Annotated in this window: 25 protein-coding genes and 1 other annotated feature; of the genes, 14 read left to right on the plus strand and 11 right to left on the minus strand. The window is 56.4% G+C overall.

Features of this window, described 5'->3' with window-relative positions; all coding sequences use genetic code 11:
• Window positions 1-137 precede the first annotated feature (137 nt).
• Entirely contained in the window at window positions 138-344 is a 207-nt protein-coding gene (locus tag NR114_RS18815; RefSeq protein ID WP_234528919.1) for a helix-turn-helix domain-containing protein, read from the plus strand.
• A gap of 111 nt (window positions 345-455) precedes the next feature.
• Here the strand turns inward: NR114_RS18815 and NR114_RS18820 are convergent, their stop codons facing one another.
• Window positions 456-1142 carry a YtjB family periplasmic protein gene (locus tag NR114_RS18820; RefSeq protein WP_048762896.1) on the minus strand — a complete coding sequence of 229 codons (687 nt, stop codon included), beginning with the start codon at window positions 1140-1142 and terminating at the stop codon, window positions 456-458.
• Window positions 1143-1246: 104 nt separating this feature from the next.
• Between NR114_RS18820 and serB the strand changes: the two genes are divergently transcribed.
• The 3 genes from serB to nadR all read left to right on the plus strand — a co-directional run bounded on the left by serB (window position 1247) and on the right by nadR (window position 4988).
• Entirely contained in the window at window positions 1247-2224 is a 978-nt protein-coding gene (gene serB / locus NR114_RS18825; protein WP_020825122.1) for a phosphoserine phosphatase, read from the plus strand.
• Between the two features lie 65 nt (window positions 2225-2289).
• The gene (gene radA / locus NR114_RS18830; protein WP_020825123.1) at window positions 2290-3675 is read left to right on the plus strand and encodes a DNA repair protein RadA; all 1386 of its coding nucleotides are present in this window, start codon (window positions 2290-2292) and stop codon (window positions 3673-3675) included.
• Window positions 3676-3731: 56 nt separating this feature from the next.
• A complete protein-coding gene (nadR, locus tag NR114_RS18835) occupies window positions 3732-4988 on the plus strand; it encodes a multifunctional transcriptional regulator/nicotinamide-nucleotide adenylyltransferase/ribosylnicotinamide kinase NadR (protein ID WP_234528918.1) in 1257 nt (418 codons plus the stop codon).
• Between the two features lie 33 nt (window positions 4989-5021).
• On the opposite strand, the gene NR114_RS18840 is transcribed toward nadR, so the two are convergent.
• Window positions 5022-6023, minus strand: a complete 1002-nt coding sequence (locus NR114_RS18840; protein ID WP_234528917.1) for a zinc-binding alcohol dehydrogenase family protein — start codon at window positions 6021-6023, stop codon at window positions 5022-5024.
• 98 nt (window positions 6024-6121) lie between these two features.
• Here NR114_RS18840 and NR114_RS18845 point away from each other — a divergent pair, with 98 nt between their 5' ends.
• Entirely contained in the window at window positions 6122-7033 is a 912-nt protein-coding gene (locus NR114_RS18845; RefSeq protein WP_256824846.1) for a LysR family transcriptional regulator, read from the plus strand.
• A gap of 30 nt (window positions 7034-7063) precedes the next feature.
• On the opposite strand, the gene ettA is transcribed toward NR114_RS18845, so the two are convergent.
• From ettA to NR114_RS18865, 4 genes are all read right to left on the minus strand, one after another.
• Window positions 7064-8731 carry an energy-dependent translational throttle protein EttA gene (gene ettA / locus NR114_RS18850; RefSeq protein ID WP_041414175.1) on the minus strand — a complete coding sequence of 556 codons (1668 nt, stop codon included), beginning with the start codon at window positions 8729-8731 and terminating at the stop codon, window positions 7064-7066.
• 140 nt (window positions 8732-8871) lie between these two features.
• Window positions 8872-9369 carry an OmpA family protein gene (locus NR114_RS18855; protein WP_020825128.1) on the minus strand — a complete coding sequence of 166 codons (498 nt, stop codon included), beginning with the start codon at window positions 9367-9369 and terminating at the stop codon, window positions 8872-8874.
• A 35-nt stretch (window positions 9370-9404) separates the two neighbouring features.
• The gene (locus tag NR114_RS18860) at window positions 9405-10652 is read right to left on the minus strand and encodes a diguanylate cyclase domain-containing protein (RefSeq protein ID WP_020825129.1); all 1248 of its coding nucleotides are present in this window, start codon (window positions 10650-10652) and stop codon (window positions 9405-9407) included.
• Complete coding sequence (locus tag NR114_RS18865; RefSeq protein ID WP_020825130.1) at window positions 10649-11263, minus strand: YfiR family protein; 615 nt, start codon at window positions 11261-11263, stop codon at window positions 10649-10651. The genes NR114_RS18860 and NR114_RS18865 overlap by 4 nt, the downstream gene beginning before the upstream one ends.
• Window positions 11264-12000: 737 nt before the next feature.
• Between NR114_RS18865 and sltY the strand changes: the two genes are divergently transcribed.
• Complete coding sequence (gene sltY, locus NR114_RS18870) at window positions 12001-13929, plus strand: murein transglycosylase (RefSeq protein WP_256824847.1); 1929 nt, start codon at window positions 12001-12003, stop codon at window positions 13927-13929.
• A 55-nt stretch (window positions 13930-13984) separates the two neighbouring features.
• Window positions 13985-14314: a trp operon repressor gene (gene trpR, locus NR114_RS18875; protein WP_234528916.1), complete on the plus strand. Its 330-nt coding sequence runs from the start codon at window positions 13985-13987 to the stop codon at window positions 14312-14314.
• 21 nt (window positions 14315-14335) lie between these two features.
• On the opposite strand, the gene yjjX is transcribed toward trpR, so the two are convergent.
• Window positions 14336-14875, minus strand: a complete 540-nt coding sequence (gene yjjX / locus NR114_RS18880) for an inosine/xanthosine triphosphatase (protein WP_020825133.1) — start codon at window positions 14873-14875, stop codon at window positions 14336-14338.
• A 111-nt stretch (window positions 14876-14986) separates the two neighbouring features.
• On the opposite strand from yjjX, the gene gpmB reads away from it, so the two are divergent.
• Complete coding sequence (gpmB, locus tag NR114_RS18885; protein ID WP_020825134.1) at window positions 14987-15634, plus strand: 2,3-diphosphoglycerate-dependent phosphoglycerate mutase GpmB; 648 nt, start codon at window positions 14987-14989, stop codon at window positions 15632-15634.
• Here the strand turns inward: gpmB and robA are convergent.
• The gene (robA, locus tag NR114_RS18890; protein ID WP_020825135.1) at window positions 15631-16500 is read right to left on the minus strand and encodes an MDR efflux pump AcrAB transcriptional activator RobA; all 870 of its coding nucleotides are present in this window, start codon (window positions 16498-16500) and stop codon (window positions 15631-15633) included. The two genes, gpmB and robA, sit on opposite strands and share 4 nt — an antisense overlap.
• 342 nt (window positions 16501-16842) lie before the next feature.
• On the opposite strand from robA, the gene creA reads away from it, so the two are divergent.
• On the plus strand, window positions 16843-17322 hold the full coding sequence (gene creA, locus NR114_RS18895) for a protein CreA (protein ID WP_020825136.1): 480 nt from the start codon (window positions 16843-16845) through the stop codon (window positions 17320-17322).
• 44 nt (window positions 17323-17366) lie between these two features.
• On the opposite strand, the gene arcA is transcribed toward creA, so the two are convergent.
• Window positions 17367-18083: a two-component system response regulator ArcA gene (arcA, locus tag NR114_RS18900; protein WP_004949989.1), complete on the minus strand. Its 717-nt coding sequence runs from the start codon at window positions 18081-18083 to the stop codon at window positions 17367-17369.
• A 633-nt stretch (window positions 18084-18716) separates the two neighbouring features.
• Here arcA and NR114_RS18905 point away from each other — a divergent pair.
• From NR114_RS18905 to thrC, 5 genes are all read left to right on the plus strand, one after another.
• On the plus strand, window positions 18717-19403 hold the full coding sequence (locus NR114_RS18905) for a tRNA/rRNA methyltransferase (protein ID WP_020825137.1): 687 nt from the start codon (window positions 18717-18719) through the stop codon (window positions 19401-19403).
• A 212-nt stretch (window positions 19404-19615) separates the two neighbouring features.
• Window positions 19616-19684 carry a thr operon leader peptide gene (gene thrL, locus NR114_RS18910; protein ID WP_071998276.1) on the plus strand — a complete coding sequence of 23 codons (69 nt, stop codon included), beginning with the start codon at window positions 19616-19618 and terminating at the stop codon, window positions 19682-19684.
• Window positions 19623-19741 (plus strand) — a sequence feature (Thr leader region). Its footprint overlaps the gene before it by 62 nt.
• 25 nt (window positions 19742-19766) lie before the next feature.
• Window positions 19767-22226, plus strand: coding sequence for a bifunctional aspartate kinase/homoserine dehydrogenase I (thrA, locus tag NR114_RS18915; RefSeq protein WP_122077094.1), 2460 nt, complete (start codon window positions 19767-19769; stop codon window positions 22224-22226).
• A gap of 1 nt (window position 22227) precedes the next feature.
• Window positions 22228-23157, plus strand: coding sequence for a homoserine kinase (gene thrB / locus NR114_RS18920; protein ID WP_020825139.1), 930 nt, complete (start codon window positions 22228-22230; stop codon window positions 23155-23157).
• Window positions 23158-23160: 3 nt separating this feature from the next.
• The gene (thrC, locus tag NR114_RS18925; RefSeq protein WP_256814463.1) at window positions 23161-24450 is read left to right on the plus strand and encodes a threonine synthase; all 1290 of its coding nucleotides are present in this window, start codon (window positions 23161-23163) and stop codon (window positions 24448-24450) included.
• 63 nt (window positions 24451-24513) lie between these two features.
• Here thrC and yaaA read toward each other — a convergent pair whose 3' ends face one another.
• On the minus strand, window positions 24514-25287 hold the full coding sequence (gene yaaA / locus NR114_RS18930; RefSeq protein ID WP_046374550.1) for a peroxide stress protein YaaA: 774 nt from the start codon (window positions 25285-25287) through the stop codon (window positions 24514-24516).
• A 104-nt stretch (window positions 25288-25391) separates the two neighbouring features.
• A complete protein-coding gene (locus NR114_RS18935) occupies window positions 25392-26816 on the minus strand; it encodes a sodium:alanine symporter family protein (protein WP_048762902.1) in 1425 nt (474 codons plus the stop codon).
• Between the last annotated feature and the right edge of the window lie 163 nt (window positions 26817-26979).

Genomic DNA, 26979 nt, shown 5'->3' on the forward strand with positions numbered 1-26979 from the left:
ATACTGCGGGCGTAGCGTTCTGCTGCGCCCCAGCTAATCTATTCATCGTGCTCCCCTCATTTTCTTGAAATGCTTTACCTTATAGGTAATTAGCGCTATTACTCTATTCATCAATCTATTCACTCCTCTATTCATCTATGACCAGCCTCGAGCAAGTTCTGCGTAAGGGGCCCGCCGCGTCGAAAGCACTCATTGATGCGCTGGGTATCAGCCAACCGACGCTGTCGCGCCGTATCCGTGTACTGGCGGAAGCGGTACTGGCTATGGGTAAAGGCCGAGCCACTCGCTATGCCTTGCGCAGGGTTGTGGGGGGAGACGTATTTTCCGCTCTATCAGGTGGATGAGCAGGGCACAGCATGAGTTGATCAGCGAGGCATTCCGTAGTCTTGCCGACCAGATGTTGATGCAGGTTCAAGGGTTGAATGAACACATCCAGCGCATGGCTTAAAGCAAGCCTAGGGCATCTTCTCTTCTTTCTTATCTTCCGGCTTTTCGTCATCGTCATCTTCCACCGTATTGCCTTCCTCCAACGGCGTGTTGGCGGTTAACAGGTACGGGGACTGCTGCCAGCGGCTGCGGCGGTGCTGCAACAGCGTACGGGCCAGGATGATGCCGATGGCCAGCGCCAGCAAAATCATCAAGCGCAGCAGGTTGGTGGTGTTATCCACCTGTTTGGATTCGGTCGCCAGCACGTGGGTGTCCAGCGTGATGCGGATAAAGCCGATCGGCCCGTCTTTGTTCTCAATGGGTTCAACCAACTGATGATTGAAGTAGCTGCCAGCGCGTTTACCGTCAAGCGACAGGCGATCGCGTATACTTATCTGCTCACCGGCGTGGGAAACCAGGGAGCCGTCCAACTGATAGACGCTGGCGTCCAAAATGCGGCTGTGGTCGGTGAGCTGTTTGAGGATGGCGTCGATGCGTTGGTTGTCGACGTCGCTGTCGTCATCCATCAGGGGGGCCAGGCTGGATGCCACCTGTTTGGTCAGCGTTTGCGCCAGTTCTTCCACCTGTTCGGATCGCGCCAATTGGTGACTCAGGCTAAAATAGGAAGCGCCCTGCATCAACAGCACCAGCAAAGCCAGGCAAATCAGGATAATAGCGGTGCGGTGCAGGCGGAATTTCAGTTTAGCGCGGGCCATGCAGGTTCCTTGGGCATCTTGGACACTTTATGTTGCCAGAAGCAATGGCGATAGGATAGCTTGATGCGTCGTTTTATCATGCAGTGTTTTTTCAGGAGTTAAGGATGTCGAATAGTCTGACCTATTGCGATCTCCCGGCTGAGATCTCTCAATGGCCGGGTCTTCCCCTTTCGCTGAGCGGTGACGAAGTGATGCCGCTGGATTATCGGGCGGGTCATACCGGTTGGCTATTATATGGCAGAGAACTGAACAAAACGCGCATTACCGATTTCCAGCGCAAGCTGGGCGCGGCGATGGTGATCGTCACCGCCTGGTGCGTAGAGGATTATCAGGTGGTGCGTCTGGCGGGCACGCTGACGGCACGCGCCAAAACGCTGGCGGCGGAGAGCGGGCTGGACGTGGCGCCGCTGGGCAAGATCCCCCATCTGCGCACCCCCGGGTTGCTGGTGATGGATATGGACTCCACCGCGATTGAAATTGAATGCATCGACGAGATTGCCAAACTGGCGGGCGTCGGTGAGCAGGTGTCGGAAGTGACCGAACGCGCGATGCGCGGCGAGCTGGACTTTACCGCCAGCCTGCGTCAGCGCGTCGGTACGCTGAAAGGCGCCGATGCCAATATCCTCAAGCAGGTGCGTGACGAGCTGCCGCTGATGTCCGGGCTGACCAACCTGGTGCGCAAGCTGCAGGCGATGGACTGGCACGTGGCGATTGCCTCCGGCGGCTTCACCTACTATGCCGAGTATCTGCGTGACAGACTGAAGCTGGTGGCGGTGGTGGCTAACGAGCTGGAGATCCGCGACGGCAAGCTGACCGGCGAGGTGCTGGGACCGGTGGTGGACGCGCAGTTCAAAGCCGATACGCTGGTAGCGCTGGCGGAAAAACTGGGTATTCCACCGCAGCAAACTGTCGCCATCGGCGACGGCGCCAACGATTTGAAAATGATGCAGGTTGCCGGGTTGGGCATTGCCTATCACGCCAAACCGAAAGTGTATGAGAAGGCGCAGGTGTCGATTCGCCATGCCGATCTTATGGGCGTGCTGTGCGTGTTGACCGGCAGCCTGAAACACGAAGTACGCTAAAGTAGGCCCCTGACCCGGCGATGACGCCCGTCAGCGGCAATGTGGTAATAAAGCAGAGGTAATACGTGGCAAAAGCAGCAAAACGGGCGTTTGTATGTAATGAGTGCGGCGCAGATTATCCGCGCTGGCAGGGGCAGTGCAGCGCTTGCCACGCCTGGAACAGCATTACAGAAGTGCGTCTGGCTGCCGTGTCTTCCTCTTCTCGCAACGAGCGTCTGAGCGGCTACGCTGGCGATGCCGGTATCAGCAAGGTACAAAAGCTGTCGGACATCAGCCTGGAAGAGCTGCCGCGTTTTTCCACCGGTTTCCTGGAGTTTGATCGCGTGCTGGGCGGCGGGGTGGTTCCGGGCAGTGCGATCCTGATCGGCGGTAACCCCGGCGCAGGTAAAAGTACCTTGCTGCTGCAGGTGCTGTGCAAACTGTCCGAGCAGATGAAAACCCTGTACGTCACCGGTGAGGAATCACTGCAGCAGGTCGCGATGCGCGCCCATCGTCTCGGCTTGCCAACCGGCGGCCTGAATATGCTGTCGGAAACCAGCATCGAACAGATCTGCCTGATCGCCGAGCAGGAACAGCCGAAGCTGATGGTGATCGACTCCATTCAGGTGATGCACATGGCGGATATTCAATCTTCGCCGGGTAGCGTTGCGCAGGTACGTGAAACGGCGGCTTATCTGACGCGTTTCGCCAAGACGCGCGGCGTGGCGATTGTCATGGTCGGTCACGTCACCAAAGACGGTTCCCTGGCCGGGCCGAAAGTATTGGAACACTGCATCGACTGTTCGGTGCTGCTGGACGGCGACGCCGATTCACGTTTTCGTACCCTGCGCAGCCATAAAAACCGCTTTGGTGCGGTGAATGAGCTGGGCGTGTTCGCCATGACAGAGCAGGGCCTGCGTGAGGTCAGCAACCCGTCTGCCATCTTCCTCAGCCGTGGCGATGAGGTCACCTCCGGCAGTTCGGTGATGGTGGTTTGGGAAGGTACGCGGCCGTTGTTGGTGGAAATTCAGGCGCTGGTGGATCATTCCATGATGTCTAACCCGCGGCGAGTGGCGGTCGGCCTGGAGCAAAACCGATTGGCGATCCTGTTGGCGGTGCTGCATCGCCATGGCGGATTGCAGATGTCCGATCAGGACGTGTTCGTTAACGTGGTCGGTGGGGTGAAGGTCAGTGAAACCAGCGCCGATTTGGCGTTGCTGATGTCGCTGGTGTCCAGCCTGCGTGACCGCCCATTGCCGAACGATTTGGTGGTGTTTGGCGAAGTGGGGCTGGCGGGGGAGATCCGTCCGGTACCGAGCGGTCAGGAACGGATTTCCGAAGCGGCGAAACACGGCTTCAAGCGTGCCATCGTGCCGCACGCTAACGTGCCGAAAAAACCGCCGGCCAATATGCAGGTGTTTGGCGTGAAGAAACTGGCGGATGCGCTGGACGTGTTGGAACAGTTTTATTAATTGCCACGCGGTACGCAGATTATGCTATTTTGTTTAGCATACTAAACGGAGGGGCTATGCGGCAATTCGATTACCTGAAGGCGTCGATTAAGCAAAAGAACTGCACTCTGCAGCAGGTGGCGGATGCCAGTGGCATGACCAAAGGCTATCTTAGCCAGCTGTTAAACGACAAAATCAAAAGTCCGAGCGCCCAGAAGCTGGAGGCGCTGCACCGTTACCTCGGGCTTGAGTTCCCACGCCGTGAGAAAAAGGTCGGCGTGGTGTTTGGTAAATTTTACCCTCTGCACACCGGTCATATTTACCTGATCCAGCGAGCCTGTAGCCAGGTGGATGAGTTGCACGTGATCCTGTGTCACGATGAACCGCGCGATCGGGAGCTGTTCGACAACAGCTCGATGTCGCAACAGCCGACGGTCAGCGATCGTCTGCGCTGGCTGCTGCAAACCTTCAAGTATCAGAAAAACATTCATATTCACTCGTTTGACGAACAGGGTATCGAGCCCTATCCGCACGGCTGGAACGTGTGGAGTGACGGGGTGAAAGCTTTTCTGGAGCAAAAGGCCATAGTGCCGAGCTTTATCTATTCCAGTGAAGCACAGGATGCTCCGCGCTATCGCGAACATCTGGGCATTGAAACCATTCTGATCGATCCCGAACGTTCATTTATGAACATCAGCGGCCGCCAAATCCGCCAGGATCCGTTCCGCTATTGGGACTATATCCCGACCGAAGTGAAGCCGTTTTTTGTACGCACCGTAGCTATCCTCGGCGGCGAGTCGAGCGGGAAATCGACCCTGGTCAATAAGCTGGCGAACATCTTCAACACCACCAGCGCCTGGGAATATGGCCGCGACTACGTGTTCTCGCACCTCGGCGGGGATGAGATGGCGCTACAGTATTCCGACTATGACAAAATCGCCCTGGGCCAGGCGCAGTACGTTGATTTTGCGGTAAAATATGCCAATAAAGTGGCGTTTATCGATACCGACTTCGTGACCACTCAGGCGTTCTGCAAAAAGTACGAAGGACGCGAGCACCCCTTTGTACAGGCGTTGATCGACGAGTACCGCTTTGATCTGGTGATCCTGTTGGAGAACAACACCCCCTGGGTGGCGGATGGGTTGCGCAGCCTGGGCAATCCGAACGATCGCAAGGCATTTCAGTATTTGCTGGAAGAGATGCTGCGGGCCAACAACATTGAATACGTACACGTAGAGTCCAGCGATTACGACGAGCGCTTCCTGCGCTGTGTAGAACTGGTCAAACAGCTGCTGGCGGCCGATGCCAGCCGCCTGATTGGCGTTGCAGTCTAAGCCTGCGGGGCGCAGGCTGCGCCCCGTCGGTAATCAGTAAACAATCACCAGTTTTCCCTGCATATGTCCGTCGAGCAGTTTTTGGTGCGCGGCGGTCAGCGTCGGCACCGTTAGCCCGTGCATCGTTTCGCTCAGGGTGGTGCTCAGCTTCCCTTCATCCAGCAGTTGCGCCACTTGCTTGAGGATCTCGCCCTGCTGAGCGATATCCGGCGTGTTGAACATACTGCGGGTAAACATCAATTCCCAGTGCAGCGCGGCGCTTTTCAGCTTCAGTGCGCTCTGGTCCAACGGCTGGGCGTTTTCCACGATGGTGCAGATATGGCCCATCGGCGCGATCAGATCGGCGATGGCTTGCCAGTGGCCGTCGGTATCGTTCAGGCACAGAATATAATCCACGTTCTCAATGCCCTGTTGCGCCAGGTTAGCTTTCAGATCGCGGTAGTCCACCACCAGATCGGCACCCCGTTCCAGACACCAGGCCGCCGACTCGGGACGAGAGGCGGTCGCAATCACCTTCACCTGACTGCGCTGTGCCGCAAACGGGATCGCCAGCGAACCAACACCACCGGCGCCGCCGATGATCAACAGAGTTTTCCCCGGTGCCGCATCCTGAATTTTCAGATGTTCGAACAGTGCTTCCCAGGCAGTCAGGGCAGTCAGCGGCATGGCGGCAGACTCGGCCCAGTTCAGGCTGCGAGGCTTGTGGGCAGTAATACGTGAATCGATCAATTGTAGGGTGCTGTTGCTGCCCGGGCGAGTGATATCACCGGCGTACCAAACCTCATCGCCGGGTTTGAAGCCGCTGACGCTGCTGCCCACTTCAACTACGACGCCGCTGGCGTCCCAACCGAGAATGCGTGGCTGCTGCAGGCCGCTTTTTTGCAGGCCGGCATGGACCTTGGTATCCACCGGGTTGACCGACACCGCTTTCACTTCCACCAACAGATCGTACTGACCCGGCGTGGGCTTTTCCGGGCTGATCTCTATGAAGGCGGCGGGGTTTTTCGGGTCTACGGCAATGGCTTTAATCGGCATGACTGTGCTCCTTTCGAATGAATAACCTCAGTGTAGACCTCTTGAGAGGGAGTGATAAGATGGACAATAACTAACTAAGTGTTCGTTTGAGGTGAACAATGAGGTTTAAGCAGCTGCAGGATATGGCGCTGTTTGCGCTGGTGGCCGAGTGCGGCAGTTTTACCGCCGCCGCCAAACGCGCCGCTTTGCCGAAGTCCAGCGTCAGCCAGCGCATCAGCCAGTTGGAACAGACGCTGGGCCTGCGCTTGCTGAACCGTACCACCCGCCAGCTCAACCTGACCTTTGCCGGCGAACGCTATCTGGAACACTGCCAGGAGATGCTGAATGCTGCCGAACGCGCCGATTTTGCGCTGCAACGGCTGCGTGACAACCCGAGTGGTCGATTGCGCATCTCAACCCCTGCCGGGCTGGGGGCGACGTTGCTGGCGCGGCTGGCGGCGGATTTTCAGCGCCAATACCCGGACGTGTCACTGGAGGTGTCGGTATCCGATGCGATGGTGGATATGGTGCAGGACGGATTTGACGCCGCATTACGCACCGGCAAACCGCAGGACTCCTCGCTGATTGGCCGGCGTTTGGGGCATGCGCCGCGCTATTTGCTGGCATCGTCGGCATATCTGGCGCAGTCCCCGCCGATCCTGCATCCGCAACAGTTGCAGCAGCACCGCTGCATCGCGCATCGTTCCTGGCCCGCATGGAATCTGCGCCGGGGCGATGAGTATTTTCGCTGGCAACTGCCGACGCTGCATATCACCGATAATCTGCTGTACGCGCGAGAATGTGCGATTTACGGCGCGGGTATTACTTTGTTGCCGGCATTTCTCAGCCGCGAGGTAGTGGCGCAAAAACAGCTGGTGGAGGTGTTGCCGGAATGGCAGGCGGAAGGCAATGAACTCTATCTGGTTTATCCCAGTCGCAAGCTCAATTCCCCCGCGCTGGCCTGTTTTATTGACGTGGTGTTGCAACACCCGGTATTTGACGATTATGCCCGCGAGCTGGCGCGGGAATAAAAAAAGGCGCCGCATGCGGCGCCTTTCGGATTACTTGGCGATTCTCTTGTACTTGATACGGTGCGGCTCAAGCGCTTCGGCGCCCAGCGTACGTTTCTTGTACTCTTCGTATTCGGTGAAGTTACCTTCGAAGAACTCGACGTTACCTTCATCCTGGTAATCAAGAATGTGGGTCGCAATACGGTCGAGGAACCAACGGTCGTGCGAGATAACCATCGCGCAGCCCGGGAACTCCAACAGGGCGTTTTCCAGCGCGCGCAGGGTTTCAATATCCAGGTCGTTGGTCGGTTCGTCGAGCAGCAGTACGTTGCCGCCAACCTGCAGCAGCTTGGCCAGGTGCAGACGACCGCGCTCACCGCCGGACAGTTCGCCCACGCGCTTGCCCTGATCGACGCCTTTGAAGTTAAAGCGACCGACGTAAGCTCGACTTGGCATTTCGGTGTTGCCGATACGCATGATGTCCTGGCCGCCGGAGACTTCTTCCCAAACGGTTTTTGAATTGTCCATGCTGTCACGGAACTGATCGACCGACGCCAGCTTGACGGTGTCGCCCAGCACGATGCTGCCGGAATCAGGCTGTTCCTGACCGGACATCATGCGGAACAGCGTGGATTTACCGGCGCCGTTCGGGCCGATAATGCCGACAATCGCGCCTTTCGGCACGGCGAAGGAGAGATCGTCAATCAGCACGCGGTCGCCGTAGGACTTGCGCAGGTTGCTGACTTCAACCACTTTATCGCCCAGGCGTGCGCCAGGTGGAATAAAGAGTTCGTTGGTTTCGTTACGCTTTTGGTATTCGGTGCTGTTCAGCTCTTCAAAGCGGGCCAAACGCGCCTTGCCTTTGGACTGACGGCCTTTAGCGCCCTGACGCACCCACTCCAGCTCTTTCTCGATGGATTTGCGGCGTGCGGCTTCGGAAGAGGCTTCCTGCGCCAGACGTGCGTCTTTCTGCTCCAGCCAGGAAGAGTAGTTGCCTTCCCACGGGATGCCTTCGCCGCGGTCCAGCTCGAGGATCCAGCCGGCCACGTTGTCGAGGAAGTAACGGTCGTGGGTGATCGCCACAACGGTTCCTTCGAAGTCGTGCAGGAAGCGTTCCAGCCAGGCCACGGATTCCGCATCCAGGTGGTTGGTCGGTTCGTCCAGCAGCAGCATGTCCGGTTTTTCCAGCAGCAGGCGGCACAGCGCGACACGGCGACGTTCACCACCGGACAGGTTGGCGATTTTTGCGTCCCATTCCGGCAGGCGCAACGCATCGGCGGCGCGCTCAAGCTGGGTATTCAGGTTGTGGCCATCATGGGCCTGAATGATTTCTTCCAGACGGCCCTGTTCAGCGGCCAGCTTGTCGAAGTCCGCGCCTTCTTCAGCGTACAGCGCGTACACTTCATCAAGACGTTTCAGGGCACCGACCACTTCCGCCAGCGCTTCTTCGACCGACTCGCGGACGGTGTGCTCCAGATTCAGCTGCGGCTCCTGAGGCAGGTAGCCGATTTTGATCCCTTGCTGCGGGCGAGCTTCACCTTCGATATCGGTGTCGATGCCGGCCATGATGCGCAACAGAGTGGATTTACCCGAGCCGTTCAGACCCAGCACGCCGATTTTGGCGCCAGGGAAGAAGCTCAAAGAGATGTTTTTCAGAATATGACGCTTCGGCGGAACCACTTTGCCGACGCGGTGCATGGTATAGACGTATTGAGCCACGGTGCTCTAGCCTCTCTATATCAGTTTTTATAGGATGTCTGGCTGCGGAGTGTAGCCCGTTTCGAAAGCGGATCCCAGACATCACTCAGCGATCGCTAAGTATAACCGGTTATGCGCCCGTGAAGGCGCATATTGGTCGCTTAAGGAGTGACGACGATCGCGACGCGGCGGTTTTCCGCCCGGCCGCTGGAGGTGCGGTTATCGGCGACCGGGTCGCGTTTGCCCATGCCGCGAGTTTCGATGTTAGCGCGTGGGATGCCTACGCTGGCCAGCAGGTCGGCCACCGCATTGGCGCGGCGCAGCGAGAGCTGGTCGTTATAGCTGTCTTCACCGTAATTATCCGTGTGACCGTCCAGACGGAATTTGGTGATGCCGACGCTCATCAGTGCACGGCCCATTTTCTGTACCGTGTCGGTGCTTTCCGGGTTCAGCTTGCCCACGTTGTTGCCGAACAGCACCTTGTCGGACAGGCCAAATTCCCAGCCGTTATCCGTCAGTTTGAACCCTTGCGACTGCAACAGGGCAATCTGCTCGGGCGTCAGGCCCTGCGGCTTGCTCTGACAGCCGGCGAGCGCCAGCAGGGCGATAAACATCATCGTCAGCAGTGAAAAACGGTTTTTTAGTGTTTGCTGTATCATAATCAAATCCCTAGTTTTATTGTATAGCCGGGGCTTTATTTCTGTATTGCCAGCCGCCAGCCTCCGTTATAACGATGCTTGGCCTGGTACATCGCATCGTCAGCTTCGTGCAAGAGCCCCTGAGGCGTCACCGCATGTTCAGGGTAAAGTGCAATACCGATACTCAAAGAGGAAATGACCTCTTCGCCGTTCGGTAAAATTACCGGTTGGGTCATGCAGTCGATAATGTTATCGGCAATCTGCAGTACATCTTCCGTAGTGTGGACCGGTGCCAACAGTACGGCGAACTCATCACCTCCTAAACGTGCAACCAGGTCGCTCTCGCGTAACTGCGCGCGGATACGCCCGGCAATGGTGGTCAGCACTACGTCGCCGGCGGCGTGGCCGTAGCTGTCGTTAACTTCCTTGAAGCGATCGCCGTCGATAAACAGCACCGCCAGTTTTTCGGGTGACTCGATGTCTCCCAGCGCGCGACTCAGTCGGCCTTCGAAGAAAGCGCGGTTTGGCAAGCCGGTCAGGCTGTCGTGGGTCGCCCGGTGGGTCAGCGAGTCATTCTCCTGTTTCAGGTGCGCCTGCCAGGCCTCCAGTTCGTCAAGCAGGCCATTAAAGTCGCTGCTCAGCTCATGCAGTTCGGCAATCGGTGCCGAAGGTACCCGCAGCCCAAAGGCGCGATCGCGCCGTACCGCATGCGCCACGTTAGCGATATCGTCCAGCGAGCGGACGATCCCCTGCAACATGCGGCGCGACAGTACCAGCGCACACAGGGTACTGAGCACCAGACAGGCGATCATGCCTACCATACCGCGTAGCAAAAAACGCAGCAGGCTGCCGCCGTGGCCACTTAACCACACTTTGCCGACCTCTTTGCCTTCGTGAGTGATCGGCAGGATCACCGGTTGTGGCAACGCCCAGTGCGCCACGACTTGCTCCATGCCGTGCAGTGGGCCATCCTTGGGATGGTGCCAGGTCGCAAGCACTTTGCCGTTGTTGTTCAGAATTCTGGCTTCCGACACTTCCTCTTTAGAGGCGATCAGCACCAGGGCTTCGCGGGCGGCGGCACGGTCTTCGAACACCACGGCGGCTTCAACGGTATAGCTGATGGAGCGCGCGATCAGATGCAGGTTATGGTTGGCATAGGCGCGCAGTGCAAACAGCGCCACCAGGGTCAGGAAGATCCCCGCAGTACCCACGGCAATCAGCGCCAGCCCAAGGTGTACTCTTTGCAGTACCCGGCCCAGCGTAGGGCGTGACTGACCCGAACGGTTCTTGCGCAACCACTTCATAGCGGGGGCGCCTGTTTGCGTGCCAACTGCAACACGTTGGGGTGAACGCGCACGCCGCTACGTGCCAGCGCATCGAGATTGGCTTTAAAACTCGCGGTATCCCCTTCGATTTGCAGGCAGAACGCGCTGCCGGCCGAGCATTCAACATCGTTCTCGCTAATGCTGAGAATGGAATGGCCGCTGATACGCTGTATAAAATTCTGCTTCTGACCAGCGTTAACATTGCCCAAATAAATAACATCGCAGCCGGTGCTCAGCAGCGGACTGTCAAAGGATACGCGTTCGGCCTTAATGGGCCGCGGAGCACTAAGCAGGATCGGATCGAACAGGCCTTCGGCATACTGGGTGGGTGCCGTCACACACAGTCGGATCGGATTGGGTTCGCTGGGCCAGCGGGCATAGCTGATAATGCCTACCACCACGGTGGTGACGGCATGGATGCGATTTTGATAAGGATCACCGGTTTCGGGGCGGGCTGAACCGGGAAAGGCCAGCAGGGTGAGCAGCACCAGCGACAACAGGCGGCCGTAGTCCAGACGTGCGCAAATGAAACTCGCAAGAGAATTTTTTGCGCAGGTCGCTAACCACGCGGCATTATTTGCCATCTTCATCTGCCATTCCTGCCCAGATCCGCAGTACCGATGCGGCAACATAACAATGAGAAGCCTGACCCGCTCGAAGGGATAATTGCCTTACTGAAAACTGTCAATCGCACTGCCTGATGAACACTATCTACCCATTATTGGCGCGGATTGTATTATAAGATATCCCGGTTGCGCGCTTTATGTGCCGTTTTCTCAGAATTATCTTACCTTTTTTTAATAGTATAAAAACGTCCGTCAGGGTTTGCCAGGCGTTTTCTGCAAAGTTAGCCCGCCCGGCCTGAGGTTTGGGGCATTTGCGCAACGGCGTTGTCGTCGGCCAGGAAATATATCCTGCATGACTAATTATTTCAGATGACTTCATCTTATTGTCGGCAGCGCTTATTAATAATAAATGAGCTGCTCGTTTCCAGTGTTAACCTCGGGTTAATGATTAATACGCTGTCTTTGGCGCCGGCTTTATTTTATTTGTCAGCGAGGGTAAACCTTTTTTACCTGAAGCCCTTCGTGACGATAAACTTCATCTACAGTAGTGAATGGATAAGCGATCGCGCTGTCTATGGTAGATGGCTGAGCCAGTCACTCAGCGCCTCCTTTTGTTCTGGCGTGCCGGATGAAGCGATATCCCACGACAGAGCGCGAAACACTCGGAGAGCCGTTTCACTGCCCGTTGGCTGCTGGCGTAGCGCGGCAACGGGGGAATCGGCTCTGGCAACACCATCAGCATTAGCGAGGAAAGAGTCAGTATGGTCAAGGTAGACAAGTGGCGGTTTTTTGCTGTGGGCCTGTGCCTGACGGCATTCTCAGGCGCCGCATTGGCGGACTCGCTGGACGCCCAGCGTCAGCGTTACCTGCAGATTAAACAGGCGTGGGACAGTAAGCAGATGGACGTCGTGGCGCAATTGATGCCGACGCTGCGTGATTACCCGCTATACCCTTATCTGGAATACCGTGAGCTGACGCAAGATCTCAGTCAGGCCGGGTTCTCCGAGGTGAACGATTTTATCAAACAGCATCCGACGCTGCCGCCGGCCAAATCGTTGGCCCCGCGCTTTGTTAACGAGCTGGCACGGCGGGAAGACTGGCGGACTCTGTTGGCCTTTAGCCCACAGGCGCCTAAACCTATAGCTGCGCGTTGTAACTACTACTACGCCAAATGGGCCACCGGCGATCAACAGGCGGCCTGGAGCGGTGCTGAAGACGTTTGGATGAGCGGTAAATCGTTACCGGGCTCCTGTGACAAGCTGTTCAGCGTCTGGAAGGGCTCCGGCAAACAGACACCATCGGCGGTACTGGAGCGCATGAAGCTGGCGTTGAAAGAGGGCAACAGCGGCCTGGTCAACAGCTTGTACCGTCAGTTGCCGTCAGATTACCAAACCATGGGCGATGCGTTGGTGCGTCTGCAAAACGATCCGGCCACGGTAGAATCCTTTGCCCGTAGCGTAGGGCCAACAGATTTTACCCGTGCCGCGACCGGCATCGCTTTTGAACGCCTGGCGCGCCAGGATGTAGAAAATGCTCGCGCGATGATCCCGACGCTGGTGCGCCTGCAGAAAATGAGCGACAGCGAGCAGTTGGGGTTGGAAGAGGCGGTGGCCTGGCGCCTGATGGGCAGTGATGCCACCTTCGAACAGACCCAATGGCGCGATAAGGTGATCCTGCGCAGTCAGTCTCCGGCTCTGCTGGAACGTCGTGTGCGTATGGCATTGGGCAATGGCGATCGCCAGGGGGTGGCTACCTGGCTGGCCCGCCTGCCGGCGGAGTCACGCAATAAAGACGAGTGGCGTTACTGGCGTGCAAGCCTGCTGCTGGATGAAGGCAAACGCAGTGAAGGTGAAGAGATCCTGCGTCGCCTGATGAACGAACGCGGTTTCTATCCAATGGTGGCGGCGCAGAAACTGAATAAGCCTTACCCGGTAATGGTGGCCGTGGCGGCGAAACCTCGCGCTTCGCTGGTGGACGGACCGGAGATTGCCCGGGTACGCGAACTGATGTACTGGAATATGGATAATCTGGCGCGCAGCGAGTGGACCTCGTTTGTGTCCAGCCGCAGTCGTCCGGAACAGGAAGCGCTGGCGCGTTATGCATTCGAGCAAAAATGGGCCGATCTCAGCGTGCAGGCAACCATCGTTGGCAAACTGTGGGATCACCTTGAAGAGCGCTTCCCGGTAGCCTGGCCGCAAGAGTTCCGGGCCGCGACCGATGACAAGGGGATCACGCCGAGCTACGCCATGGCGATAGCCCGTCAGGAGAGCGCCTGGAACCCGAAAGCCCAGTCACCGGTAGGGGCTAGCGGCCTGATGCAGGTGATGCCGCGTACCGCGCAGCATACGGTGCAGATGTACAATATTCCCGGCTACTCAAGCCCAAGCCAGCTGCTTGATCCCCGGGTTAACATTACCATCGGTACCAGCTACCTGGAGTATGTGTACCAGCAGTTCGGCCGTAACCGCATTCTGTCATCGGCGGCCTACAACGCCGGTCCATCGCGGGTGAATACCTGGTTGGGCAACAGCGAAGGGCGGGTAGATGCGGTGGCGTTTGTCGAAAGCATCCCGTTCTCGGAAACCCGTTCTTATGTGAAGAACGTACTGGCCTATGACGCATTTTATCGCTACCTCATGCATCGTCCGGCCAAGGTGCTGACCGATGCCGAGTGGCAGAGGCGTTATTGATTTTTGCGGCGCTATGGTATGCTGCTGTACTAGTTAAATAGTATGGTGGCTTGCCATGACGCAATTATCGCTTAACGACCCGGCTCTTTCAGAACAAGGCAATGAGGATTGGCTGCGCTTTGTCGAGCTGCTGCAGAATTCGTTCGCCCACGATCTGCATCAACCGCTGCTGCAACTGCTGCTGACGCCGGACGAAAGAACGGCCTTGGGGACGCGGGTGCGGATTATTCAGGAACTGATGCGCGGTGAGATGAGCCAGCGTGAGCTGAAGAACGAGCTGGGGGCCGGTATTGCCACCATCACTCGCGGTTCGAACAGCCTGAAGGCGGCGACGCCGGCGTTGAAGCAGTGGCTGGAGCAGCAATTGCTGGGCGAGGCACCTTAGTCGCGCCACGCCCGCATGCGCTTATTTTTGCGGCGCGTTGTTATGGTTTTGGTAGATCGGGTTGTGGAAGGGCACCAGCGCCAACAGCAGAGCCTGATGGTAAACGCTGGTGCGGCTCAACCGCCCATCGGTGAAGATACCGATAGCGCCGCCCTGGCGCTTCACTTCGGCATTGCCGGTGATGGTCGCCATTTCCGTCCCCAATTCGCGGCCGGCGCGAATTCCCTGTAAAATCGTCTCCGGCAGCATCAGACTGGCTGAACGCGATTCGCCCCGGGTATACGGGTTTTCCACCGTCATCCAGGCGAAGGTCATATTCTCTTCGATACCCGCTTCCACGCCGACCCAAAAGTCGGCCTCCGGGCGTACCTGGCGTGCTTCCATGACGCGCTGGCGTGCACCGGTACGGGTTTCGAGATTGCCGATGGGTTGCAGTGAGACACCGCTGGCGACGTCGACTGATTCAATGCGGCATTGGTCTACGCCAAAGGTGTCCTCAAAGGCCAACTGAATAGCCTTAATCTTTGCCGGGTTGGTAGTTGCAGCGACAACATGATACATAACGGGTTTAGCATCCTTAAGCTAAGAGCCTATTCAATACGTCAGACGCTTGCGCAAGCGGCCTGTGACGAAGATAAACTCAGGTTTCACGCAGTATAACGGAAAAGCAAAATGTTACAGGTATACCTCGTTCGCCACGGCGAAACGGAATGGAATGCGGCTCGCCGTATCCAGGGTCAGTCCGACAGCCCGTTAACCGCCCACGGTGAACATCAGGCTCATCTGGTTGCCCAACGCGTCAGCAAGCTCGGCATCACGCACGTGATTACCAGCGATTTGGGGCGTACCCGACGCACCGCGCAAATCATCGCAGAAGCCTGCGGTTGCGAGGTGATAAACGATCCACGTTTGCGCGAGTTACACATGGGGGTTCTGGAAGAACGCCTGATCGACAGCCTGACGCCGCAGGAAGAGCAGTGGCGCAAGCAGATGGTCGATGGTACTGCTGATGGCCGTATCCCTCAAGGTGAATCCATGAGCGAGCTGGGTGGCCGGATGCGCGAGGCGCTGGAAAGCTGCCTGATGCTGCCGGAGGGGAGCAAACCGCTGATCGTGAGCCACGGTATCGCGTTGGGTTGTTTGATCAGCACCGTACTCGGGTTACCGGCCTATGCCGAACGTCGCCTGCGTTTGCGCAACTGTTCGCTGTCGCGTGTCGACTATCAGCAGAGCCCTTGGCTGGCTTCCGGCTGGATTGTCGAAACGGCGGGCGATATCACGCATCTGGACATGCCCGCACTCGACGAACTGCAACGTTAACGGCGGATCGGGATCAAATAGTCGCAGTTGATCTCGGTCGGCGGTTGGGGTGGCCGACGGTCACCCTTGGGATAAAAGCGCTCAATGTCGTGCCCTTTGCGGCGCGTGAGTTTGAGTGCCGGCAGACAAGTGCCGTACAGCGTCAGAATAAAGTCCTGCAGGCCAGAGGCTGGGCCTTCATAACTGAACATCGCATACTCGCCACCCTGCAGCGTCAGCGGCTGCCCAGCCTGAATTTCCTTCGGAACGTGATGCGGTTCCAGCGCCGTGGTGTACAGCACTTCCTGCTCGTCATCCTTTTCCTGGCTCGGGCGCGAATGATGAAGACCATACAGCACCGGCGGCAACGTTTCCGCTTCGCCCAGGTACTGGCGCCAGAACTGCGACCGCAACTCGGTACGGAAGTTGGAAATTTGCTCCAGCGTGCACGAATAGCTTTGCGTCAGGCCAATCAGGTGCAGTTCCGGTAGTGTGACAAACTCTGGCTGCGGCAGGGTAAAGGCGCCCAGGCGAATTGGCGGACAGATGCCGAATGCGCTCCAGTCTTCGGCGCGACGATACAACGCCGGCGTTTGCGCAAACTGTTTTTTAAATGCGCGCGTGAATGTCTGCTGCGAGTCGAAGCGATACTGTAAGGCGATATCCAGAATAGGGCGGCTGGTTAAACGCAGCGCCACCGCAGCCTTGGATAATCTCCTTGCCCGGATATAAGCGCCGATGGCGTTACCGGTAATATCTTTGAACATCCGTTGTAAATGCCATTTTGAGTAACCCGCTTTTGCCGCCACGTTGTCCAGCGACAAAGGTTGGTCCAAATGGCTTTCCAGCCAGCTAAGCAGATCACGAATGATACCGGCTTGATCCATAGATCTTCCTCGTAGAGCTTTAGGGTTGAGACCCGAACTGTTTATTCGTCACGCTGGTGCTTGCGCTATCAGACCAATCCATGAGCCATTTTGCGTAGCACTCTTTGCCTCTCGCAGCGGGTTGTGCGGGAGTTGGACAGGGGCACACCTTAAAGGGCGCAAAGAAATAACGACGCCGCATAATAGCAATTTTTTTCCTCCGAGACTCTCAAAGATTTTTTTCACGCTCTGTGCTAAAAAGACCGGTGCGGACCAGAAAAAGGCCCATTCTGTGACCTAAAACATAAACAATATTAATTGCCTGAACTCAGTTTCATGATTCAGGTTATTGGAGTTAAGTGAATGAAAAAAGGATGGATATTTTTGTTTGGTTTAGTTTGCGCAACGGTAAATAGTGCGCAAGCAGAACAGGTTGGCTCAGTGGATACGGTATTTAAACTCTTCGGTCCGGACCACAAAATCGTGGTGGAAGCGTTCGACGATCCTGATGTTAAAAATGTAACTTGTTATATCAGCCGAGCCAAAACCGGCGGCATTAAAGGCGGGCTGGGATTGGCGGAGGATACTGCGGATGCGGCCATTTCTTGCCAGCAGGTCGGGCCGATTGCGCTGAACGATAAAATCAAAAACGGCAAGGCGGAAGGGACTGTGGTGTTCCAAAAGCGGACGTCGCTGGTGTTCAAGAAGCTGCAGGTGGTACGCTTCTACGATTCAGCTCGTAATGCGTTGATTTATCTGAGCTACTCAGATCGTGTGGTGGATGGTTCGCCGAAGAACGCGCTGAGCGCGGTGCCGATCATCCCTTGGGGTGAGGCAAAATAAGAGACTTGGGGTTCAACTGAACCCCAACTATTTTAACGCGAGACTTACTCTTCCAGATCGCCGCAGAAACGGTAGCCTTCACCGTGAATGGTAGCGATGATTTCAGGCGTGTCCGGCGTGGATTCGAAGTGCTTGCGGATGCGACGAATGGTCACGTCCACGGTGCGGTCATGCGGTTTCAGCTCGCGACCGGTCATCTTCTTCAGCAGTTCGCCACGGGATTGGATCTTGCCCGGGTTTTCGCAGAAGTGCAGCATGGCGCGGAATTCACTGCGCGGCAATTTGTATTGCTCGCCCGCTGGGCTGATCAGTGAGCGGCTGTTGATGTCCAGCTCCCAACCGTTGAACTTATAGCTTTCAACCAGACGGCGTTCTTCGCCGACGCTGCCCAGGTTCATGGTGCGGGACAGCAGGTTGCGCGCGCGAATGGTCAGTTCACGTGGATTAAATGGCTTGGTGATATAGTCATCAGCGCCGATTTCCAATCCGAGGATCTTATCAACTTCGTTATCACGGCCGGTCAGGAACATCAGCGCAACGCTGGCCTGTTCGCGCAGTTCACGCGCCAGCAGCAGGCCATTTTTGCCTGGCAGATTGATGTCCATGATAACCAGATTGATATCATTTTCAGACAGGATGTTGTGCATCTCTGCACCATCATTGGCTTCATGAACAACGTAGCCTTCCGCCTCGAAAATGCTCTTCAGGGTGTTACGAGTGACTAACTCGTCTTCGACAATCAGAATGTGCGGGGTCTGCATATTTGCTACCTAAAATTGCCAACAAAATAGAAAATAGGAAGTACAGAAGTCTTTGTTTTCTTAGCGGAGGGCAGAGATTAGCGCTCACGTTCCCTCTTACCAAATGACTACAGTACGTAAACTCGTTCTTGATGCACTTTCCATCTCATGTCAACAAGATCGCTAGCTTGGTGGGGGTGCTATTCCTTACATCCCCAAAGGTGCCAAAACGGCGCATATCCTAACCCTATTAACAGCAATATAACAGTGCGTACCGAATTCATCACCCAACAAAACTAAGCTTTGTTGACATATATCAAATTCAATTGTAGCACGTTAACAGTTTTGTGAAAAACACTTACAGAAATGCCAGCTTAAGTCACAGAACCATAAATTCTGTGTACGATTCAGCATTGTTGTGCCTAATGAGGTAGAATTAACGGCTTATTGATAAAGCAGTTATATTAACACCTTGATTAATAAGAGTAGTAAATCATAAGAAGTAATAATATGTATTCCGTGCCATTTATAAGGCCAATAGCGCATTTACCCCTGTCTATCGCGGTGCGCGGGATTATTGTTGCACACTTGTAAATATAATCAGAGTATCCTGAACAGTCAAAAACCTGCGATCCCTTATTCAGTGGAGTATTGATGCAGCTGCATATTGTTTTAGTGGCTCCGGCACGGCCGGAAAACGTCGGCGCTGCGGCGCGGGCAATGAAAACCATGGGCTTTACTTCGTTGCGCATTGTCGACAGCGAAGCGCACCTGCAGCCGGCGGCGCGTTGGGTTGCTCACGGGGCGGGAGACATCCTCGACGGCGTGCAAACTTTTGCCACTCTGGAACAGGCACTGGCGGACGTAGATTTCACCGTGGCCACCACGGCCCGCAGCCGGGCACGTTTTCATTATTACTGTACGCCGCAGCAACTGTTGGGCCAACTGAGTGAGCGCAGCCAGTGGGTGAACCAGGCGGCGCTGGTGTTTGGCCGTGAAGATTCCGGCCTGACCAATGAGGAGCTGGAACTGGCGGATTTGCTGACCGGCGTACCTATGCAGGCGGATTACCCTTCGCTCAATCTCGGTCAGGCGGTGATGGTGTACTGTTATCAACTGTCAGAGCTGATGAACGTCAGTGCGCCACAAGAGCCGGTAGCCAACGAGGGGCAACTCAAGGCATTACGTCAGCGCGCCGAGGGATTACTGGCGGCGCTGGAGGTCAGCGACGATCAAAAATTGCGCGACTGGCTGCATCAACGCCTTGGTGTTCTGCAACAGCGGGACACGGCGATGCTGCATACTTTGTTGCACGATATCGAAAAAAAACTGACAAAGTGATACCCGTAAACATGGCTAATTTTGCAGTGTGATCCACTGCAAATTTGCCGCCTGCTTGTCTTTTTGTTCTGTCATCTGGCTTTTCATCTCTCGCATCGCCCGGTTAGCCTGTTGGACGATAAATAAGCAAAAACAAGAAATAATTTGACTTGGGATAGCGATTGCTTTAACCAATAGAGGGGACAGAGTATTTAATGAGACAGACAGACAAAATGCGAAACATCAGCCTGAACACAACAATTATTACCACCACCGATACCACAGGTAACGGGGCGGGCTGACGCGTACAGGAAACAAAAGAAAAAAGCCCGCACCTAACCAGTGCGGGCTTTTTTTTCGGCTTAAATTCGGGAGAGACAAGAAATGCGAGTGCTGAAATTTGGCGGAACCTCGGTAGCGAATGCAGAACGTTTTCTGCGCGTTGCCGACATCATGGAAAGTAATGCACGTCAGGGACAGGTGGCCACGGTCTTGTCCGCTCCGGCTAAAATCACTAACCACCTGGTGGCGATGATTGAAAAAACGGTAGCGGGGCAAGACATTCTGCCAAATATGAGCGATGCAGAGCGCATCTTCGCCGACCTGCTGAGCGGGCTGGCGCAGGCGTTGCCCGGCTTTGAGTACGATCGCCTCAAGACGTTTGTCGATCAGGAGTTCGCCCAGCTCAAGCAGGTGCTGCATGGCGTTGCGTTGCTTGGACAGTGCCCGGACAGCGTGAATGCGGCCATTATCTGCCGCGGTGAGAAGCTCTCCATCGCCATTATGGAAGGGGTGTTTCGCGCCAAAGGTTTCCCGGTCACGGTGATTAACCCGGTTGAAAAGCTACTGGCACAGGGGCATTACCTGGAGTCCACGGTAGATATCGCAGAATCCACATTGCGTATCGCCGCATCGGCCATCCCGGCGGATCACATTGTGCTGATGGCCGGTTTCACCGCTGGCAACGACAAGGGCGAATTGGTGGTGCTGGGCCGTAACGGTTCCGACTACTCTGCCGCGGTGCTGGCTGCCTGTTTGCGCGCCGACTGTTGCGAGATCTGGACCGACGTTGACGGCGTTTATACCTGTGACCCACGCACCGTGCCGGATGCCAGGCTGTTGAAATCGATGTCGTACCAGGAAGCCATGGAGCTTTCCTATTTCGGCGCCAGCGTTCTCCACCCCCGCACCATTGCCCCCATCGCCCAGTTCCAAATCCCCTGCCTGATCAAAAACACCGCTAATCCACAGGCGCCAGGCACGCTGATTGGCGGCGAAAATCTGGATTCTGATACGCCGGTGAAGGGCATCACCAACCTGAACAATATGGCGATGATCAACGTCTCCGGTCCGGGGATGAAAGGCATGGTCGGCATGGCGGCGCGGGTGTTTGCCGTAATGTCGCGTGCCGGCATTTCTGTGGTGCTGATCACCCAGTCGTCCTCCGAATACAGCATCAGTTTCTGCGTGCCGCAGAGCGAACTGCAACGTGCGCGTCGTGCGCTGGAAGACGAGTTCTATCTTGAATTGAAAGACGGCCTGCTGGAGCCGCTGGACGTAATGGAACAGTTGGCGATCATTTCGGTGGTCGGCGACGGCATGCGTACCCTGCGCGGCATTTCGGCCAGCTTCTTCTCTGCGCTGGCTCGCGCCAATATCAACATTGTCGCTATTGCTCAGGGCTCTTCTGAACGCTCCATCTCGGTGGTGGTCAGCAATGATTCCGCGACCACCGGGGTGCGCGTTTGTCATCAGATGTTGTTCAACACCGATCAGGTGATTGAAGTGTTTGTCATAGGCGTTGGTGGCGTGGGTGGCGCGTTGATCGAGCAGATTTACCGTCAGCAACCTTGGCTGAAACAAAAGCATATCGATCTGCGGGTGTGCGGCATTGCCAATTCGCGCGCCATGTTGACCAACATTCACGGCATTCAGCTTGAAAGCTGGCGTGATGAGCTGGCCGGCGCGCAAGAGCCGTTCAACCTGGGGCGTTTGATTCGTTTGGTGAAGGAGTACCACCTGCTGAACCCGGTGATTGTCGATTGCACCTCCAGCCAGGCGGTTGCCGATCAATACGCGGACTTCCTGGCCGACGGATTCCACGTGGTGACGCCGAACAAAAAGGCCAACACCTCGTCGATGAACTACTACCAACAGTTGCGCACCGCCGCTGCCGGTTCGCGCCGCAAGTTCCTGTACGACACCAACGTCGGTGCGGGCTTGCCGGTGATCGAAAACCTGCAAAACCTGCTGAACGCCGGTGATGAGCTGACGCGTTTCTCCGGCATCCTGTCCGGTTCGCTGTCGTTTATTTTCGGCAAACTGGACGAGGGCATGTCGCTGTCGGCGGCGACCCTGGAGGCCAAGGCCAAAGGGTATACCGAGCCGGATCCACGTGACGACCTTTCCGGTATGGACGTGGCCCGCAAGCTGCTGATCCTGGCCCGTGAAGCGGGGTACAAACTGGAACTGGAAGATATTGAGGTCGAGTCGGCGCTGCCGCCTTCCTTTGACGCCTCCGGGGATGTGGAAACCTTTATGGCGCGCCTGCCGGAACTGGATAAAGAGTATGCTCGCAATGTGGCCAACGCCGCTGAGCAGGGCAAGGTGCTGCGCTACGTCGGCGTCATTGAAAATGGCCGCTGTCAGGTTCGCATAGATGCGGTAGATGGCAACGATCCGTTGTATAAAGTGAAGAACGGCGAGAACGCCTTGGCTTTCTACAGCCGTTACTATCAGCCGTTGCCGTTGGTACTGCGTGGCTACGGTGCCGGTAACGATGTGACTGCAGCAGGGGTCTTCGCCGATCTGTTGCGCACACTGTCATGGAAGTTGGGAGTTTAATATGGTTAAGGTGTATGCGCCGGCCTCAATTGGCAACGTAAGCGTCGGCTTTGACGTTCTGGGTGCAGCGGTGTCACCGATCGACGGTACCTTGCTGGGCGACTGCGTCAGCGTCGAGGCTGCCGCCACGTTCAGCCTGCAGAACGCCGGTCGCTTTGTCAGCAAACTGCCGGACGATCCAAAAGAGAATATCGTTTATCAGTGCTGGCAGCGTTTCTGTCAGGAGATCGGCCGTGAGATCCCGGTGGCGATGCGGCTGGAGAAAAACATGCCGATCGGTTCAGGCTTGGGTTCCAGCGCCTGCTCGGTGGTTGCCGGGCTGATGGCGATGAACGAATTCTGCAACCGTCCGCTGGATAAAATGACCCTGCTGAGCCTGATGGGCGAGCTGGAAGGCCGCATCTCCGGCAGCGTGCATTACGACAACGTGGCGCCTTGCTACCTTGGCGGCTTGCAACTGATGCTGGAAGAAGAAGGCTTCATCAGCCAGGAAGTGCCATGCTTTAAAGACTGGCTGTGGGTGATGGCCTATCCGGGCATCAAGGTGTCCACCGCCGAAGCGCGCGCGATTTTACCCGCGCAGTATCGTCGTCAGGACTGTGTCAGTCACGGTCGCTATCTGGCGGGCTTTATCCATGCCTGCCACACCCAGCAGCCGCGTTTGGCCGCCAAACTGATGCAGGACGTGATTGCCGAGCCGTACCGCACCCGCCTGCTGCCGGGCTTTGCCGATGCGCGTAAAGCTGCGCAGGATATAGGTGCGCTGGCTTGCGGTATTTCCGGCTCCGGCCCGACGCTGTTCGCCGTCTGTGATGATGGCGCCACGGCTCAACGCATGGCCGATTGGCTGACTAATCACTATCTGCAAAACGACGAAGGTTTTGTTCATATTTGCCGTCTGGATACCGCAGGCGCACGACTACTGGGATAACGCATGAAACTGTACAACCTTAAGGATCACAACGAGCAGGTCAGCTTCGCGCAGGCGATCAAACAAGGCCTGGGCAAACAGCAAGGGCTGTTTTTCCCGCTGGAGTTGCCGGAATTTGAATTGACCGAAATCGATCATCTGCTGGAACAGGATTTTGTCACCCGCAGCAGCCGTATCCTGTCGGCATTTATTGGCGACGAAGTTTCCGAAGAAGCTCTGCATAAGCGCGTAGCGGCGGCCTTTGAATTCCCGGCACCGGTGGCGCAAGTGGAAGACGACATCGCGTGCCTGGAGCTGTTCCACGGCCCGACGCTGGCCTTTAAAGACTTCGGCGGCCGCTTTATGGCGCAAATGCTGGCGGAAGTGGCAGGCGATCAGCCGGTGACTATCCTGACGGCGACTTCCGGCGATACTGGCGCGGCGGTGGCACATGCTTTCTACGGCCAGAAGAATGTTCGCGTGGTGATCCTTTACCCGCAGGGCAAAATCAGCCCGTTGCAGGAAAAACTGTTCTGCACCCTGGGCGGTAACATTCACACCGTGGCGATTGATGGCGACTTCGATGCCTGCCAGGCCTTGGTCAAGCAGGCGTTTGACGATCATGAGCTGAAAGAAGCGCTGCACCTGAACTCGGCCAACTCGATCAACATCAGCCGCCTGCTGGCGCAGATTTGCTACTACTTCGAAGCGGTAGCGCAACTGCCGCAGGAAGCGCGTAATCAACTGGTGATTTCGGTACCCAGCGGTAACTTCGGCGATCTGACCGCCGGCTTGTTGGCCAAATCACTGGGCCTGCCGGTGAAGCGTTTTATCGCTGCGACCAATGCCAACGATACCGTGCCGCGCTTCCTGACGAATGGTCAGTGGCAGCCGCACGCCACGGTGGCAACGTTGTCGAATGCGATGGACGTCAGCCAGCCGAATAACTGGCCGCGCGTAGAAGAGCTGTTCCGTCGCAAGATCTGGCAGTTGAAAGAACTGGGGCACGCAACGGTGAGTGACGAAACCACCAAGGACAGCATGCGTGAGCTGGCGCAACTGGGCTACCTTTCTGAGCCGCATGCGGCAATCGCTTATCGCGCGTTGCGTGACCAATTGAAGGAAGGGGAGTTTGGCTTGTTCCTCGGTACTGCGCATCCGGCCAAGTTCAAAGAGAGCGTAGAGGAAATTCTCGGTCAGGAGCTGCCGCTGCCGAAGGCGCTGGCGCTGCGCGCCGATTTGCCGCTGTTGTCCCACAATCTGCCGGCCAGCTTTGGCGAACTGCGTAAGTTCCTGATGGCTTTGCCTGCCTGATCCCGCTGGGGGCATAAAGCGAAAAGCCGTCATTGCGACGGCTTTTTTTATGGGCGTGGCGGATTACTGCTCGGGGCGTTTGAACACCAGTTCGTTGCCTTTGGAGTCGGCTTCATCGAAGGCGTAACCTTCCAGGTTGAAACCAAGCAGTTGTTCGCGCTGCGTCAGGCGATTCTTGATGATATAGCGGCTCATCAATCCACGCGCCTTCTTGGCGTAGAAGCTGATCACTTTGTATTTGCCGTTCTTTTCGTCGAGGAACACCGGTTTAATCAGCGTGCCGTGCAGTTTGGTCGGCTTCACCGATTTGAAGTATTCGTCGGAAGCCAGGTTGACCACCACGTCGTCGCCCTGTTGCTCCAGCGCTTCGTTAAGCTTTTTGGTGATCTGCTCGCCCCAGAAGCTGTACAAATCCTTGCCCTTGGCGTTCTCCAGTTTGATGCCCATCTCCAGACGGTAAGGCATCATCAGATCGAGCGGGCGCAGCACGCCGTACAGCCCGGACAGCATGCGCAGGTGCTGCTGGGCGAAGTCAAAATCGCCCTCGCTGAAGTCCTGTGCGTGCAAACCGGTATAGACGTCGCCTTTGAAAGCCAGCAGGGCCTGGCGAGCATTGTCTGGGGTGAACTTTGGCTGCCAGTCGCCAAAGCGAGCGGCGTTCAACCCGGCCAGTTTGTCGCTGATGCCCATCAGTTTGGAGATTTGTACCGGCGTCAGCTCGCGGCAGATTTTGATCAGCTGCTTAGATTTGTCCAGCAGTTCCGGCTGAGTGAAGCGTTCTGTCGCCAATGGGCTTTCGTAATCAAGGGTTTTTGCAGGTGAAATAATAACGAGCATGGCCAGATCCTGTTTATCCAAGAAGGGGTACTGTAGCAAAAAGCGCGGGAAAAAGGGTCAATGGGTCTGATAGGCAGGGCGCGAGCCAGACGCGCCCGTAAAACTCAGTTTTTATCCCACACGCCGGGTTCCAACTGAGATTTCAGTTCAGGGAAGCGGTTGGCGTCGAAAGTCGGCAATTTGCCCAGCGTACGCTGGCGGTGATAATCGTCGGCCAGTTTCAGCGCCACTTTTGACAGTAGCAGGATCGCCGTCAGGTTGGTGATGGCCATTAACGCCATTGAGGTGTCAGCCATTTTCCAGACAACCGGCAATTCAGCCAGCGCACCAAACATCACCATGCCCAGTGCGGCGCAGCGGAAAACCAGCAGGCCGGCCGGGTGGTTGCGCTCGAGGAACACCAGATTACTTTCGGCGTAGGCATAGTTGGCGATGATCGAGGTAAAGGCGAAAAAGAAAATGGCAATGGCAACAAAGGGAGATCCCCAACTGCCGACGGCGGCGGACAAGGCTCGCTGAGTCATGTCGATACCGCTGACATTGGCTACCGGCTGATCCAGTACGCCGGACGACAGGATGATCGCGGCGGTCGCGCTGCAAATCACGATGGTATCGATAAAGACACCGAGCATCTGCACGTAGCCCTGAGACGCAGGGTGCGGTGGGTAAGGGGAGGCGGAAGCCGCCGCGTTGGGCGCGGAACCCATACCGGCCTCGTTGGAAAACAGGCCACGTTGAACGCCCTGGGTCATTGCCTGCGAGATACCATAGCCGACGGCACCTGCCGCCGCTTCCTGCAGCCCGAAGGCGCTCTTGAACACCAGCGACAAGATTGCCGGCATATGCTCGATATTCTGGCCAATCACCCAGAATGCCAGCAGTAGATAAGCCGCAGCCATCAGTGGCACCACCCATTCAGCCACGCGGGCAACCGAGCGGATACCGCCGAAGATGACCAGACCGCTCAGTACGACCAGACCGATACCGATATACAGAGGCTTCACGTTGAAGGCAACGGCGGAGGCCTGGGCAATGGAATTGGCCTGCACGGCATTGAACACTAATCCGAAGGCTACGATCAGGAAGATGGAGAACAGTACGCCCATCCAGCGCATGCCCAGCCCTTTTTCCATATAGTAAGCTGGCCCGCCGCGGAAGTTACCCTGATCGTCTTTGGTTTTGTAGAGCTGCGCCAGGCTGCTTTCGACAAAGGAAGTGGCCATGCCGATGAACGCCACCACCCACATCCAAAAGATGGCCCCGGGGCCGCCGGCGGTAAGGGCGATGGCTACGCCTGTCAGGTTACCGGTGCCAACGCGTGCGGCGAGGGTGGTACATAAAGCTTGAAAAGAGGAGATGCCCGCGCTGTCGCTTTTGTTGCTGTGTTTGAGCACCGAGAACATGTGGCCGAAATGGCGAACCTGGATGAAGCGGGTACGCAGGGTAAAATAAATGCCTGCGCCAAGCAGTAAATAAATCAGTACCGAACCCCACAAAATATTATTTATAAAATTCATCAGGTCCGTCACGGATCCCTCCTTGTTGTTATTTTTTGTGCACCGCGCCGCATCCACCGCGGGTGAAGATATATTGATTGAATTTTTACAAGAGCTTAGCTGAAACCAGTCGGGTTCCGAGCAATTGAGATTTTTCTCAGATTACTGGCCCTATTGCATCAATTTTCGCGAATTT

This window comes from Serratia sp. Ser99 (assembly GCF_024519545.1).
Taxonomy (GTDB): Bacteria; Pseudomonadota; Gammaproteobacteria; order Enterobacterales; family Enterobacteriaceae; genus Serratia; species Serratia liquefaciens.

Coding starts and splice junctions, on each gene's coding strand:
- NR114_RS18815 (WP_234528919.1), top strand. CDS start 138: ATGACCAGCCTCGAGCAAGTTCTGCGTAAGGGGCCCGCCGCGTCGAAA.
- NR114_RS18820 (WP_048762896.1), bottom strand. CDS start 1,142: ATGGCCCGCGCTAAACTGAAATTCCGCCTGCACCGCACCGCTATTATC.
- serB (WP_020825122.1), top strand. CDS start 1,247: ATGTCGAATAGTCTGACCTATTGCGATCTCCCGGCTGAGATCTCTCAA.
- nadR (WP_234528918.1), top strand. CDS start 3,732: ATGCGGCAATTCGATTACCTGAAGGCGTCGATTAAGCAAAAGAACTGC.
- NR114_RS18840 (WP_234528917.1), bottom strand. CDS start 6,023: ATGCCGATTAAAGCCATTGCCGTAGACCCGAAAAACCCCGCCGCCTTC.
- NR114_RS18845 (WP_256824846.1), top strand. CDS start 6,122: ATGAGGTTTAAGCAGCTGCAGGATATGGCGCTGTTTGCGCTGGTGGCC.
- NR114_RS18855 (WP_020825128.1), bottom strand. CDS start 9,369: ATGATACAGCAAACACTAAAAAACCGTTTTTCACTGCTGACGATGATG.
- NR114_RS18860 (WP_020825129.1), bottom strand. CDS start 10,652: ATGAAGTGGTTGCGCAAGAACCGTTCGGGTCAGTCACGCCCTACGCTG.
- NR114_RS18865 (WP_020825130.1), bottom strand. CDS start 11,263: ATGAAGATGGCAAATAATGCCGCGTGGTTAGCGACCTGCGCAAAAAAT.
- sltY (WP_256824847.1), top strand. CDS start 12,001: ATGGTCAAGGTAGACAAGTGGCGGTTTTTTGCTGTGGGCCTGTGCCTG.
- trpR (WP_234528916.1), top strand. CDS start 13,985: ATGACGCAATTATCGCTTAACGACCCGGCTCTTTCAGAACAAGGCAAT.
- yjjX (WP_020825133.1), bottom strand. CDS start 14,875: ATGTATCATGTTGTCGCTGCAACTACCAACCCGGCAAAGATTAAGGCT.
- gpmB (WP_020825134.1), top strand. CDS start 14,987: ATGTTACAGGTATACCTCGTTCGCCACGGCGAAACGGAATGGAATGCG.
- robA (WP_020825135.1), bottom strand. CDS start 16,500: ATGGATCAAGCCGGTATCATTCGTGATCTGCTTAGCTGGCTGGAAAGC.
- creA (WP_020825136.1), top strand. CDS start 16,843: ATGAAAAAAGGATGGATATTTTTGTTTGGTTTAGTTTGCGCAACGGTA.
- arcA (WP_004949989.1), bottom strand. CDS start 18,083: ATGCAGACCCCGCACATTCTGATTGTCGAAGACGAGTTAGTCACTCGT.
- NR114_RS18905 (WP_020825137.1), top strand. CDS start 18,717: ATGCAGCTGCATATTGTTTTAGTGGCTCCGGCACGGCCGGAAAACGTC.
- thrA (WP_122077094.1), top strand. CDS start 19,767: ATGCGAGTGCTGAAATTTGGCGGAACCTCGGTAGCGAATGCAGAACGT.
- thrB (WP_020825139.1), top strand. CDS start 22,228: ATGGTTAAGGTGTATGCGCCGGCCTCAATTGGCAACGTAAGCGTCGGC.
- thrC (WP_256814463.1), top strand. CDS start 23,161: ATGAAACTGTACAACCTTAAGGATCACAACGAGCAGGTCAGCTTCGCG.
- yaaA (WP_046374550.1), bottom strand. CDS start 25,287: ATGCTCGTTATTATTTCACCTGCAAAAACCCTTGATTACGAAAGCCCA.